Origin of the sequence: Uliginosibacterium paludis (assembly GCF_039631355.1) — a bacterium.
Classification (GTDB): Bacteria; Pseudomonadota; Gammaproteobacteria; order Burkholderiales; family Rhodocyclaceae; genus Uliginosibacterium; species Uliginosibacterium paludis.
Genome location: NZ_JBDIVF010000001.1, coordinates 702977 through 715123, shown reverse-complemented (window position 1 = coordinate 715123; position 12147 = coordinate 702977). Strand labels below are relative to the sequence as shown.

Genomic DNA, 12147 nt, shown 5'->3' with positions numbered 1-12147 from the left:
CGGGCCGCGAGGTTGCATTCATTGTAGGGCAGAACGAAGGCAGGGCGATCCCGGTCCGTCATGGCCGGGCTCAGGCCTGCCAGCCAGCGAGTACCTTTTCCCGGCTGAACTCTGCACGCTTCGATTCGTCGAGCTGGCGACGCTGCGGATTGATTGCCGCGCCCGGGCCGGTGCTGCGATATTCGAAAAAGCGCGAGTCCTCCGGCAGGAAAGTCACCTTGCTGCCGGACTTTGTCGTCGAGCTCATGGCGTCCCAGCCTTCGCTGGCGATGTGGGCATCCATCCAGCAGTCGAGGAAGACGGACTGCCCGATGGCATCCGGATCGCCACTCGGATGCCAGGGGCGGCCAAGGCGCACGCTGGCGTCGGGAACGTCTGCTTCGCGCGTCATGCGGCAGCGGTTGAAGACGAAGCCATACTTCTTGCTGATCGGGGTGCTGGGGGCGGTCAGCCAGCCGATCGGCTTCTGCTTGCGACCGCCGCTGCGGACCGAAATCTCGCAGGTTTCGAACCAGGCTTGCCCGCTGCCGAAAATGAAGTCGACGTTACCGTTGATGAAGCAGTTCTCGAAGAGACTGCGGCCGGCATGAGCGAAGAGCGTGTCCTGGTAGCCGGTGAGCTTCACGTTGCGGAAGAGGCTGCGGTCGGCGGGCTCCGCGATGTAGACGGCCACCGCCTGGGCGTTGCGGATGTAGGTCGGATCGGTGCTGCCCTTGGCGAGGTTGGCCGGGTAATCGAAGCTGTTTTCGATGCTGAGATTTTCGGCGGTGAAGTCGCGCGCAAGCAGGGTCAGCGTGGCGCTGCCTGCCGTGCCCCAGGTTCCGGTTCCGCCCGGGCGGGTCTGGCCGGCGTAGGCGTCAAAACTCAGGATGGTGCGGTCGCGGTCTTCGCCGAGAAGATGGATGCCGGACTGCGAGACGTTCAGCTTCTCCACGTAGCGGCCGGGGCGGACGAGGATCTGCCAGCCGCTGGCGGCAGCTTCCAGGGCATCGCCGATGCGCGAAAATACAGGCTTGCCGTCGACCGGCGTGCCGGGCTTGCCGGTGAACGCGGCGTCGACGATGGCGTCCGGGCCCGTGCGCGGACGGGCAGGGGCGGGCGTGGAGGCACAGGCGCCCAGGCCGAGTGCGGCGATGCCCAGTGAGGTTCGGGTCAGGAACTGGCGGCGTTTCGGGTTCATCGTGTGAGTCATTCGAGTTGATCAGGGGAGTGCAGAGCATAACCGCGCCAGATACGGTATGTGACCGGTCAACACGTCATAAGTTGCAAGTCTGGACGAGCGGGCTCCGCCAACCCGCTTCAGGCGTGGGTGTCGAGCTGGCTGCCGAGTGACGAGCCGGGCTGGGTCGAGGCGAACTGCTGGCGCAACAGTTCGCTGCGCGCCTTGCTGGCCATGGCGTCGGCCTGTGCGGCCACGCTGCGGTCCTGACCCGACGGGTCGGCAGGCGCCAGCGCGGCGCGCCGGACCTGCTCGGCAAGGCGAAGGGTTTCGGTGGCATCCCGTCCTTCGCGAATCGAGATGCTGACTTCGCCGGAGACCGCATATTGCCGGCCATCGGGGCCACGGGTGTAGCCGAAACTTGCGCCGCTGACCGCCAGGTCACCTGCTGCAGCGAGGTGCGCGGCTTCGTGAGCGCGAACCTTGCGGTCGGTTTCGGCCAGCTGGCGGAGGGTCGCCTCGGTGGCCGCCGGGTTGCTCCCCGTTCCGGAAGCGGTCTGCGTGCCGTTTTTTGTGCGCAAACCGCTCGTGCTGACCTGTGTGGTCAGTCCGGTATTTGCAAGGCCCGAAGCGGAAAGCGCATCAAGCATGTGGAGCCCAGCCAACGCAGCAGGCGCAGAGGCGCCCACCCTGCCTGCAGCCTGGAACGTGCGGTTCCGTCTCGCCAGGGTGCGAGGGGGTTTCAGGCGGCCGTGCTGTCGGGGGCGGGCAGGTGGGTGTTGAACCAGGTGCAGGCCGCGCGGGCGGCTGCATCCAGCGCGCCCGGCTCGATGAAGCCGGCGCTGGCACCGGCGAACTCCTGCCAGTGATGTGGGGCGCGGAGGAGCGAGCAGGCCTGCCGGCTCGCGGCGAGTCGCTCCGGTTCATCGCCGGGCATGAGCAGCAGCAGGGGGCTGACGAGATTCCGCAGTGGGGCGGCACCGGTCAGCTCGGGCCGGCCGGCGCGGCAGCACAGCGCAAAGGCACTGGCCGGCTCGCGCGCCAGAAGGCGGATGGCGGCGGCGGCGATGGTGTCGGTCACGAAGAGACCCAGCGGCAGCAGATTGAGCACCGGCTGATGCGAGATCCAGAGCATCACGGTGGCCAGACGCTTGTCGAGCAGGCTGATGTCGTAACGCAGGTCGGGGTCACGCGCATCTTCGTAGGCGGACAGCATGTTGATCTGCAGTGTGCTGAATCCGGCCGTGTGCAGCACGGCCGCGGTGCAGTGCTCGCGCGAGTCGGCAAGATGCTGCGTATGGAGCTGGGCCAGCAGGATCAGCCCGCGGGCCTCCGGCACCGGGGTGAGCAGGGCGTCAAGCCAGGCCCGGTCCGCCTGGATGCGCAGTTCGGTCCGGTGCAGGGGGGCGGTGTTCATTCAGTGGGTGTAGCGCAATGCCGGCGTGAAGCAGATGGCGGCATAGCCCACCACATGATTCCGCTCGCCCGCGGTGTCGCCGGAGTTGCGCAGATCCAGCACCCGGGGCATCAGGCCGCGGGCCTGGGCCACACGCTGCAGCGCATTGATGGCCGTAGCGGCGCAGGCCTGATCCTGCAGGACTTCATCCGTGCCGCCGAGCAGGCGGTCCATGGTGTCCGAATCCTTTTCGCAGGCTTGCGGGTAATCGTGATGGTGCGAGAGGTCGGAGCTGATGACGATCAGCGTTTCCGGGCCGCCCCAGAGTTTGTCGAGCAGCGCGGCAACGGCTTCCGGCGTGACCGTGCCGATGGCCAGCGGCAGCAGCTTGAAATGGTCCAGCGTGGTTTGCAGGAAGGGCAACTGCACTTCCAGTGAGTGTTCGCGGGCGTGTGCCGCATCGTCGAAGACGACGGCGGTGTCGTTGGCGATCGAGAAAATGGTTTCGCTGTCGAGCTCGGTGCGGTCCAGCGGGGTTTCGAACGCCGCGCAGCAGGGAATGGCGATGCCGGCAAAGGCGTGGTGATGACTCGGGCCGATGAGGATGACGCGGCGAACCGTCGAGCGGAGCGATTCGAGCATGGCATAGGCGCTTGCCGCGACCGCGCCCGAATACAGATAGCCTGCATGCGGCACGATGATCGCCTTGGGAGGCGGCAGGCCGGGCTGGCGTTCGGCCCGGGCCAGCAAGCCGTGGATCTGCATCGTGAGGGCGGCGGGGTCGGCCGGATAGAGCAGGCCGGCAGCGGCCGGCGGGCGAACGGGCTGGGAAGGCATGATGCGTCCGGAAGCGGTGACTATCCTGATTATAGGCACGACGACGGGGCGCGCGGGGTGGTCGGGCGGCCCGGCAGCACGAGGCGCGATGCTAGAATCGAAGACAATCAAGTCGTGCAATCAGGGATTTGCGGTGATCAGACAGAAGACTCTCAAGGCTGTGGTGAAGGCAACCGGTGTCGGGTTGCATGGTGGCAAGCGCGTCGAAATGAGCCTGCGCCCCGCCGCGCCGGATACCGGCATCGTCTTCCGCCGTGTGGATATCGATCCGCCCGTCGAGATGCCGGCTGACCCCTATGCCGTGGTGGATACGCGGATGTGTTCCGGGCTGCAGAACGGCACGGCCAAGATCGGCACGGTGGAGCACGTCATGTCCGCACTGGCCGGGCTGGGTGTCGACAACTGCTATGTGGATGTCGATGCGCCCGAAATCCCCATCCTGGACGGCAGCGCGTCCCCCTTTGTCTATCTGCTCCAGTCGGTCGGACTCGAGCTGCAGGATGCGCCCAAGCGCTTCCTGCGCGTGAAGAAGATGGTCGAGTATGTGGAGGGCGACAAGTTTGTCCGCCTGCATCCGCACGACGGTTTCAAGCTGAGCTTCGCGATCCATTTCAATCACCCCGCGATTGACGGCACCGCGACCTCGGTCACCATCGATTTCGCCCGTCAGAGCTACACCCGCGATGTGGCGCGCGCCCGGACTTTCGGTTTCGTGCAGGATCTCGAAGTGCTCATCGGCATGGGGCTCGCCCAGGGCGGGAGCCTGGAAAATGCCATCGTGCTGGATGAGTACCGGGTGCTCAATCACGACGGCCTGCGGTACGAAGACGAGTTCGTGAAGCACAAGGTGCTCGACGCCATCGGCGATCTCTACCTCTGCGGCCATCCCCTGCTGGCCCATTACGAGGCGAACAAGGCCGGCCATGCGCTCAACAACCAGATCCTGCGCGTGTTGCTGGAAGACCGCGAAGCCTGGGAGATCGTGACCTTCGAGGACGAGGCCCAGGCGCCCGAGAGCCTGCGCGGCCAGATCCGTTCGCAACTGGCCTTCGCCTGATGCTGCTCCTGCGTGCGGCCGGTCTGCTGCTGGTTCTGGCGATCGGCGTGTGCGCCGGTCTGGGGCTTCTCACCCGGCAGCCGCACTTTTTCCGCTGGGCCTGGAGTCTGTGTCGCTACGGTCTGGTGCTGCTGGTCGTTGTGCTGATCGTCTTCGTGCTGGAGCGCGCGCTCGTCCCGCTGGTCTGACGGCGCAAGGCCTCAGTCACGACCCGGCGCCGCGCGATCCACCATCCGGCGCAGGGCCCGCGCCAGCGGGTCGTCCTGACCGAGTCCGTCAGCGAGCGACTGCAGGGCGTCCCGACCACCCTTGCCGATCGGTCGCACGGGCGTTTCCTGTGCGGAATGATTGCCGCGAAAGGGATTGGCCCGCACTTTCACCTTGATGCTCGTCACGGGCTCGCCTGCGATCTGCAGGGCTGTCTTGAGGCTTTCCTGACTCAGCCTGAGCCGGGTGGACATGGCCGGCGAGGCGACATGCAGAATGAGCTCGCCGTTCTGGAAATTCGCAACCTGGGCCGCCCCCTGGCTGCCGCGGGGCAGGGCGGCATCGAGCTTGCGCTGCAGGCGGATCAGGTGGTTCGCATGCTCCTGCAGGCGGGCGAGAACATCCGATCGGCCGAAAATTCTGTTGAGGGGGCTTGTTTTCATTCGCTTGAACCCGATGTGAGGAGCTGGTCTGGCGCGGTTTTGCGCCGCCGCAAAGCCACATCGAACAGTGCGGCCCGCGGGCAAAAGCACTCCGGGCCGGGTGGGGCTGCGTGATAGAATGCCCCTTTTGCCGCGTTAGCTCAATCCGCTCATCATGATCGCAGGCCTCCTCAAGAAAGTGTTCGGCAGCCGGAATGACCGGCTGGTTCGCCAGTACATGCACAAGGTGCGTGCCATCAATGCTCTCGAGCCGCAGATGCAGGCGCTGAGCGATGTGCAGCTGCGCGGCAAGACGGATGAATTCAAGGCACGGCTGGCCAAGGGCGAAACCCTGGACGCCCTGCTGCCCGAAGCCTTTGCCGTGGTTCGCGAAGCAGCGGTCCGCGTGCATGGCATGCGTCACTTTGACGTCCAGCTGGTGGGCGGCATGGTGCTGCATGACGGCAAGATCGCCGAAATGCGCACCGGTGAAGGCAAGACGCTGACCGCCACGCTGCCGGTGTACCTCAATGCGCTCTCCGGCAAGGGCGTGCATGTGGTCACGGTAAACGACTACCTCGCCAGCCGCGATGCCGAGGGCATGGGGCGCGTGTATCGCTTCCTCGGCATGTCGACCGGTGTCATCTATTCTCAGCAGCCGCAGCCCGAGAAGCTCTCGGCCTACGCTGCCGACATCACCTACGGCACGAACAACGAGTTCGGCTTCGACTACCTGCGCGACAACATGGTCTACGAGCTCGGCCAGCGTGCCCAGCGCGGCCTGAACTACGCGATCGTCGACGAAGTCGATTCGATCCTGATCGACGAAGCCCGTACGCCGCTGATCATTTCAGGCCAGGCTGAAGATCACACCGACCTCTATGTGCGCATGAATGCCGTGGCGCCCTTGCTGACCGTTCAGGAAGGCGAGGACGACAACATCACCAAGCCGGGTGATTACACGGTCGACCTCAAGCAGCATCAGGTGCTGCTGACCGAGCAGGGCTACGAGCATGCCGAGGAAATCCTCGAGCGTCTGGGCATTCTGCCTGCCGGCAGCAGCCTCTACGAGCCGGGCAACATCCTGCTGATCCATCACCTATATGCCGCGCTGCGTGCCCACGCGCTCTTCCACAAGGATCAGCAATATGTGGTGCAGAACGGCGAAGTGGTGATCGTCGATGAGTTCACCGGCCGCCTGATGACCGGTCGCCGCTGGTCCGATGGCCTGCACCAGGCGGTGGAAGCCAAGGAAGGCGTGAAGATCAATTCCGAGAACCAGACGCTGGCCTCGATCACCTTCCAGAACTACTTCCGCATGTACGGCAAGCTCGCCGGCATGACCGGGACGGCCGATACCGAAGCCTACGAGTTCCATTCGATCTACGCGCTGGAAACCGTGGTGATCCCGACCAACCGTCCGATGATCCGGAAGGACATGAACGACCTGGTCTACCGCACGGCTGACGAGAAGCATGCCGCCATCATTGCGGACATCAAAGACTGCCACGAGCGCGGTCAGCCGGTGCTGGTCGGTACGACCTCGATCGAGGCTTCCGAGCTGCTCTCCAGCCTGCTGGATCGCGAAAAGCTGCCGCACAACGTGCTCAACGCCAAGCAGCATGCCCGCGAAGCCGAGATCGTTGCCGACGCCGGTCGCCCTGGCGTCATCACCATCGCGACCAACATGGCCGGCCGCGGGACCGACATCGTGCTCGGCGGCAACATCGACAAGCAGATCGCGACGATCCGTGCTGACGAGGCCCTGAGCGACGAGCAGAAGGCCGCGAAGGTCGCCGAGGCCCGCGCGGCCTGGAAGGTGGTGCACGAGCAGGTGCTGGCGGCAGGTGGTCTCAAGATCATCGGCACCGAGCGCCATGAATCCCGCCGCATCGACAACCAGTTGCGCGGCCGCTCAGGTCGCCAGGGGGATGCCGGCGCGTCACGCTTCTACCTCTCGCTTGAAGACCCGCTGATGAAGATCTTCGGCGGCGAGCGGCTTTCGGCCATCATGCAGCGCCTGAAGATGCCCGAAGGCGAGCCGATCGAGGCCGGCATGGTCAATCGCTCGCTCGAATCCGCCCAGCGCAAGGTCGAGCAGCGCAACTTCGATATCCGCAAGCAGCTGCTCGAGTACGACGACGTCGCCAACGACCAGCGCCGCGTGATCTATCAGCAGCGCAACGAGCTGCTGGAGTCCAACGAGATCGGCGAAACCATCTCGGCGATGCGCCAGGGCGTGGTGGCCGAAACCTTCCGCAGCCATGTGCCGGCCGAGTCGGTCGAGGAGCAGTGGGATCTGGAAGGCTTCGAGAAGGCGATCAAGGCCGGCTACGGCCTGGATGTGCCGCTGGTCGAGTGGGCCAGGGGCAATACCAGCCTGTCGGATGAGGATCTGCTCCGCAAGGTGCTGGAGGTGGCGGACAAGACCTACACCGACAAGGTTGCCGAAGTGAATCCGGAAGCCTGGGCTGGCTTCGAGCGCAATGTCATGCTCAACAGTCTCGACCAGCACTGGCGCGAGCACCTTGCCGCGCTCGATCATCTGCGTCAGGGCATCCATCTGCGCAGCTATGCGCAGAAGAACCCCAAGCAGGAATACAAGCGTGAAGCCTTCGAGCTGTTCGAAGCCCTGCTTGATCGTGTGCGTGAAGACGTCGTGCGTCTGCTCATGACCGTGCAGATCCGCTCCGAAGAGCAGATCGAGGAAGTCGCCGAGCAGCATCCGGGCGTTGAAAACGTGCAGTACCACCATGCCGATTACGACGAGGCCCTGGCCAGCGCGGCCACGGCCGAGAAGAAGCAGGTACCGGTTGAAGACAACGGCCTGCGTGTGGGCCGCAATGATCCCTGTCCCTGCGGCTCGGGCAAGAAGTACAAGCACTGCCACGGCACGCTCGCCTGAGAACGCTGCCTCCGGCATCGAAAAAACCGGCCCGCGTGGCCGGTTTTTTTCGCTCTGCCTGCGCGTGGATTGCCGGCGACCGGGCGCTGCAGTGGCACACTCGGTTTTTTTGCTGAGAGGGGAGGAAGCATGCGATTCCTGATCCTGGGCGCCGGTGCGCTTGGTGGCTATTTCGGCGGCCGTCTGGCCGAGGCGGGTGAAGACGTTACTTTCCTGCTGCGGCCGCGGCGCGCCGCGCAGATCGCGCAGACCGGGCTGGTCATCCGCAGCCCGGCGGGCGAACTGCATCTGCCGTCGCCACAATGCGTCCAGGCCGACGCGCTGACGCCGGAGTATGACGTCGTGCTGCTGGGCTGCAAGGCTTATGACCTCGATTCGGCGATGGATGCGATCGAGCCCGCGCTGGGTCCGCAGACCATGATCCTGCCGCTGCTCAACGGCTTGTGTCATCTGGACGTGCTGGCCGCGCGCTTCGGACACGAGCGCCTGCTCGGGGGGCTGTGCCAGATCTCCGCCGCGCTTGATGCGCAAGGTGCCATCGAGCATTTCACGCCCTTGCACAACCTGATTTTCGGCGAGCTGGACGGCGGCACCTCGCCCCGTGTGGAAGCGCTGGCCGCAGCGTTTGCACGGGCGCGTTTCGATGAACGCCTCAGTCCGGACATCGTCCAGGAGATGTGGGAGAAATGGTGCACCATCGCCTCGCTGGCAGGCATGACCTGCCTGATGCGGGCGACGGTGGGCGACATCGTGGTGGCGGGAGGCGCCGAGATTGCGCTGCAGCTGTTTGCCGAGTGCCGTGCGATCGCCGCACATAACGGCCATGCGCCCCAGGCCCAGGCCATCGAGCGGACCACCGCGATGATCACGGCGAGCGGCTCGCCGGTCACGGCCTCGATGTACAAGGACATCCTGCGCGGCGCGCCGACCGAGGCCGACCACATCGTGTCCGAACTGCTCAGGCGGGGAGACCCCGCGCAGAGCTATCCGCTGCTGCGGGTGGTGCAGGCGCATCTGCTGGCCTACGAGGCCCAGCGCAAACGCCTGGCGGGCTGAAGACTCAGCCGGGCAGGCCGGGCCGGTCTTCGAGCAGCTTCACCAGTGCGTGCAGCATGCGGTTGGCCGGCACGGGAATGCCATGCGCATCGGCGCGACGCAGGATGGCGCCGTTGATGAAGTCGATTTCGGTGCGGCGGTGGCGGGCGAGATCCTGCGCGGTGGAGGAGGTCTGCTGCGGCATGCGTTCGGCAATGCCCTCGATGCGCGACCACAGCGCCGCATCCAGTTGCACGCCTTCCGCTGCCGCGACCGCGAGGCATTCATTCATCACCGCGCGCATCGTTTCGACGATACCCGTCGCGGCGTGCAGCGCGCGATAAGGTATCTGCGTGATCGCCGAGAGAGCATTCCAGGCGCAGTTCAGCACCAGCTTCGACCACAGTTCTTCCTCGATGGCCGGGCTGATCCGCACCGCGATGCCGGCGTCATCGAACGCGCGAAAGCCGGCTGCGTCGAGCGCGTCGCCCGCCATGACCAGCTCGCCGCCACCGCGATGCTCGAGCTGTCCCGGTCCGGCGAGGCCGACTGCGGCATAGACGACGGCAGCCGATACCGTGTGCGGCAGCAGGCTGCGCAGCGCGGCGAGATTGTCGATCCCGTTCTGCAGGCTCAGGATCCGGGCCTCAGGCGCCAGATGCGGCCCCATCTCGCGTGCGGTCTGCAGGGTGTCGGGCGACTTCACGCAGCACAGCACCAGCGTCGCATCGACCAGCGCGGCAGGCGAGGTGTCAGCATGCAGCGGGATGGTGTGCGTTTCGCCCTGCGAGCTCAGTTGCAGGCCTTGCTGGCGGATGGCGGCTACATGGGCTTCACGGCCGATCAGCACGACTTCATGGCCCGCCCGGGCGAGCAGCGCGCCATAGAAGGAGCCGACCGCGCCGGCGCCCATCACGCCGATCTTCATGCGCGCCAGCGTCCGCGAGCCCAGCGCTGCGCTTGCGCTGGCGTGTGGAAGCTCCAGGCGACGGCGCGGCTGATCTTCTGCCCCTGCGCCATGTCGAGCACGCGCCACTGGCGGGCGCCGATGCGTTCGATCTGCCCGAGGATCTGCGGCAGATGTTCCTGGCGCGAGACCAGCGTGCTGAACCAGAGGATGTTGTCGGCCAGCGGTCGGCTCTGGTTGATCATCTTGCGGATGAACTCGCGTTCGCCGCCGCTGCACCAGAGCTCATGCGCCAGCCCTTCGAAATTGAGCCGGGGGGCACCGGGCGCTTCCCGGCCGAGGTTGCGCAGCTTGCGCGTGCTGCCCTCGGCTGCCTCGGCAGCCGAGGCATGGAAGGGCGGATTGCAGAGGCTGAAATCGAAGCGCTCGTCGTAATCGACGGTTGCCGCGAGAATGTCATCGGCATGCTGCTGGCGACGCAGGTCGAAGGCCCCGGCGTCGCGCGCGTTAGCGGCAAATAGCGCGGCGGCATTGTCTGCCGCGAGCGGATCGAGCTCGGTAGCGGCGAAATGCCAGCCGTACACCGCATGCCCCAGCAGCGGATAGATTGCATTGGCGCCGGTGCCGATATCCAGTCCGCGCACTTGCGCGCCGCGCGGCAGATGGCCGCGATGGCTCTCGGCCAGCAGGTCGGCGAGGTGGTGCAGGTAGTCCACCCGCCCGGGAATCGGCGGGCAGAGATAACCCTCCGGGATGCGCCAGTCCCGGATGCCGTAGTGATGGGCGAGCAGCGCCGCGTTGAGCGTGCGAACGGCGGCCGGGTTGGCGAAATCGACCGACAGCTCGCCGAATGGATTGGGCCGAACGAAGGCTTCAAGCGCCGGATGGCTGGCGATCAGGGCGGGAAAGTCGTAACGGCTGCGATGCAGGTTGCGCGGATGCAGGCCATGCTTTACCGCGGGCGGGATTTTCTTCTCGGACATGGGGCGAGCTTAGCAGGCCGGGCGGCCTGCCGTGCAGGCTTGCTCAGACGGTGGCCAGGGCGTGTTCGTGCAGGCAGCGCGCGAGCAGCGCCAGGCCGCGCTCCATTTCTTCCGGTGTGGAGCGGCTGTAGTTCAGGCGCAGGCATTGCCGCCCGAGCTCGGGCTCGGCAAAGAAGGCTTCGCCCGGCATGAAGGCCACGCCTTGTGCCAGGGCCTGATCCAGCACCGCGCGCGTGGCTTCGAGTTCGCCGCGCAGGCGCAGCCAGAAGAACAGCCCGCCGCGCGGCACCGTCCAGTCGGCGATGTCGCCGAAATGACGCTGGAGTGCTGTCTGCATTGCGTCCCGGCGCAGGCGGTAGCCGCTGCGCAGGCCGTCGAGGTCGGCCGCGCGGCCTTCGCTGCCCAGCCAGTGGGCGACGGCCATCTGGCCCGGGCGCTGGGTGTGCAGGTCGGCCGCCTGCTTGAGGCGGACCAGATGGGGCATCAGCGCCGGATGCGCCGCCAGATAGCCCATGCGCCAGCCCGGCCAGAGGATCTTGGAGAAGGAGCCGAGGTAGATCCAGGGCGCGCGTTCAAGCAGGGCGCAGATCGGCGTCATCGGCTGATCGACGTCCAGCGCCACGCTGCGGTAGGGCTCGTCTTCGATCAGCAGGGTGTCGTAGCGGTCGAGCAGGGCGGCCACCGCGCGGCGGGCATCCATGCTGTAACAGGCGCCGGAGGGGTTCTGGAAGCAGGGGATCAGATAGACCGCTCGAGGGCGGTCTTCACGCAGGCGGGCTTCGAAGGCGGCGAGGTCGGGGCCGTCAGCCGAGAGCGGCACGCCGAGGATTTTCGCGCCGAACAGTTCGAACACCTGCAGGGCGGCGACATAGCTGGGTGCTTCGCAGAGCACTGGCGTGCCTTCGTCGATCAGCAGCTTGGCGGCGAAATCGAGGCCTTGCTGGGAGCCCGCCAGTGCCAGCACCTGATCCGGACTCACCTTGAGGCCGGTCTCGCCGATCCAGCCGGCGACGGCTTCGCGGAAGGCCGGTTCGCCCTCGCTGCTGCCGTACTGGTAGAGTCCCGCGTCGGCGGTCGCCGCCAGCGGCAGGGCCGGCATGAGGTCGGCGGCAGGCAGGCCGCCCGCGAAAGAGATCATTCCGGGCTGCACGGCCGCCGCGAGAATGTCCCGCACCAGCGAGGATTTCAGGCGTTCGGTGCGACGGGCCAGTTGCAGTCTTGCCATGATGGAGCATCCAG

The 12147-nt window shown here is 66.1% G+C and carries 12 protein-coding genes; 4 read left to right on the top strand and 8 right to left on the bottom strand.

Going from position 1 to position 12147, the window contains the following annotated elements; translation table 11 throughout:
* Positions 1-70: 70 nt before the first annotated feature.
* The 4 genes from ABDB87_RS03440 to amrB form a co-directional block, all read right to left on the bottom strand.
* The gene (locus tag ABDB87_RS03440; protein WP_345924133.1) at positions 71-1180 is read right to left on the bottom strand and encodes a pectinesterase family protein; all 1110 of its coding nucleotides are present in this window, start codon (positions 1178-1180) and stop codon (positions 71-73) included.
* Positions 1181-1299: 119 nt separating this feature from the next.
* Positions 1300-1740, bottom strand: a complete 441-nt coding sequence (locus ABDB87_RS03435) for a putative metalloprotease CJM1_0395 family protein (protein WP_345924131.1) — start codon at positions 1738-1740, stop codon at positions 1300-1302.
* 161 nt (positions 1741-1901) lie between these two features.
* Positions 1902-2576 carry an alpha/beta hydrolase gene (locus ABDB87_RS03430; protein ID WP_345924129.1) on the bottom strand — a complete coding sequence of 225 codons (675 nt, stop codon included), beginning with the start codon at positions 2574-2576 and terminating at the stop codon, positions 1902-1904.
* On the bottom strand, positions 2577-3392 hold the full coding sequence (gene amrB, locus ABDB87_RS03425) for an AmmeMemoRadiSam system protein B (protein WP_345924125.1): 816 nt from the start codon (positions 3390-3392) through the stop codon (positions 2577-2579). It abuts the gene before it with no gap.
* A gap of 133 nt (positions 3393-3525) precedes the next feature.
* Here amrB and lpxC point away from each other — a divergent pair, with 133 nt between their 5' ends.
* Both lpxC and ABDB87_RS03415 read left to right on the top strand, forming a co-directional pair.
* A complete protein-coding gene (gene lpxC, locus ABDB87_RS03420; RefSeq protein ID WP_345924123.1) occupies positions 3526-4449 on the top strand; it encodes a UDP-3-O-acyl-N-acetylglucosamine deacetylase in 924 nt (307 codons plus the stop codon).
* Positions 4449-4637, top strand: a complete 189-nt coding sequence (locus tag ABDB87_RS03415) for a hypothetical protein (protein WP_345924121.1) — start codon at positions 4449-4451, stop codon at positions 4635-4637. Before lpxC ends, ABDB87_RS03415 begins: the two co-directional genes overlap by 1 nt.
* Positions 4638-4649: 12 nt before the next feature.
* Here the strand turns inward: ABDB87_RS03415 and ABDB87_RS03410 are convergent, their stop codons facing one another.
* Positions 4650-5099 (bottom strand): DciA family protein, encoded by a 450-nt coding sequence (locus tag ABDB87_RS03410; RefSeq protein ID WP_345924120.1) that lies wholly within the window; start codon positions 5097-5099, stop codon positions 4650-4652.
* 154 nt (positions 5100-5253) lie between these two features.
* Between ABDB87_RS03410 and secA the strand changes: the two genes are divergently transcribed.
* Together secA and panE are read left to right on the top strand one after the other, a co-directional pair.
* On the top strand, positions 5254-7983 hold the full coding sequence (secA, locus tag ABDB87_RS03405; RefSeq protein WP_345924118.1) for a preprotein translocase subunit SecA: 2730 nt from the start codon (positions 5254-5256) through the stop codon (positions 7981-7983).
* 129 nt (positions 7984-8112) lie between these two features.
* Positions 8113-9039, top strand: a complete 927-nt coding sequence (gene panE / locus ABDB87_RS03400; protein WP_345924116.1) for a 2-dehydropantoate 2-reductase — start codon at positions 8113-8115, stop codon at positions 9037-9039.
* A gap of 4 nt (positions 9040-9043) precedes the next feature.
* Here the strand turns inward: panE and ABDB87_RS03395 are convergent, their stop codons facing one another.
* From ABDB87_RS03395 to ABDB87_RS03385, 3 genes are read right to left on the bottom strand one after another with little or no spacing between them, the layout of a single operon-like run.
* On the bottom strand, positions 9044-9946 hold the full coding sequence (locus tag ABDB87_RS03395) for a ketopantoate reductase family protein (RefSeq protein ID WP_345924114.1): 903 nt from the start codon (positions 9944-9946) through the stop codon (positions 9044-9046).
* On the bottom strand, positions 9943-10908 hold the full coding sequence (rlmF, locus tag ABDB87_RS03390; RefSeq protein ID WP_345924112.1) for a 23S rRNA (adenine(1618)-N(6))-methyltransferase RlmF: 966 nt from the start codon (positions 10906-10908) through the stop codon (positions 9943-9945). Before rlmF ends, ABDB87_RS03395 begins: the two co-directional genes overlap by 4 nt.
* 43 nt (positions 10909-10951) lie before the next feature.
* Positions 10952-12133 (bottom strand): aminotransferase-like domain-containing protein, encoded by a 1182-nt coding sequence (locus ABDB87_RS03385; protein ID WP_345924111.1) that lies wholly within the window; start codon positions 12131-12133, stop codon positions 10952-10954.
* Positions 12134-12147 lie beyond the last annotated feature (14 nt).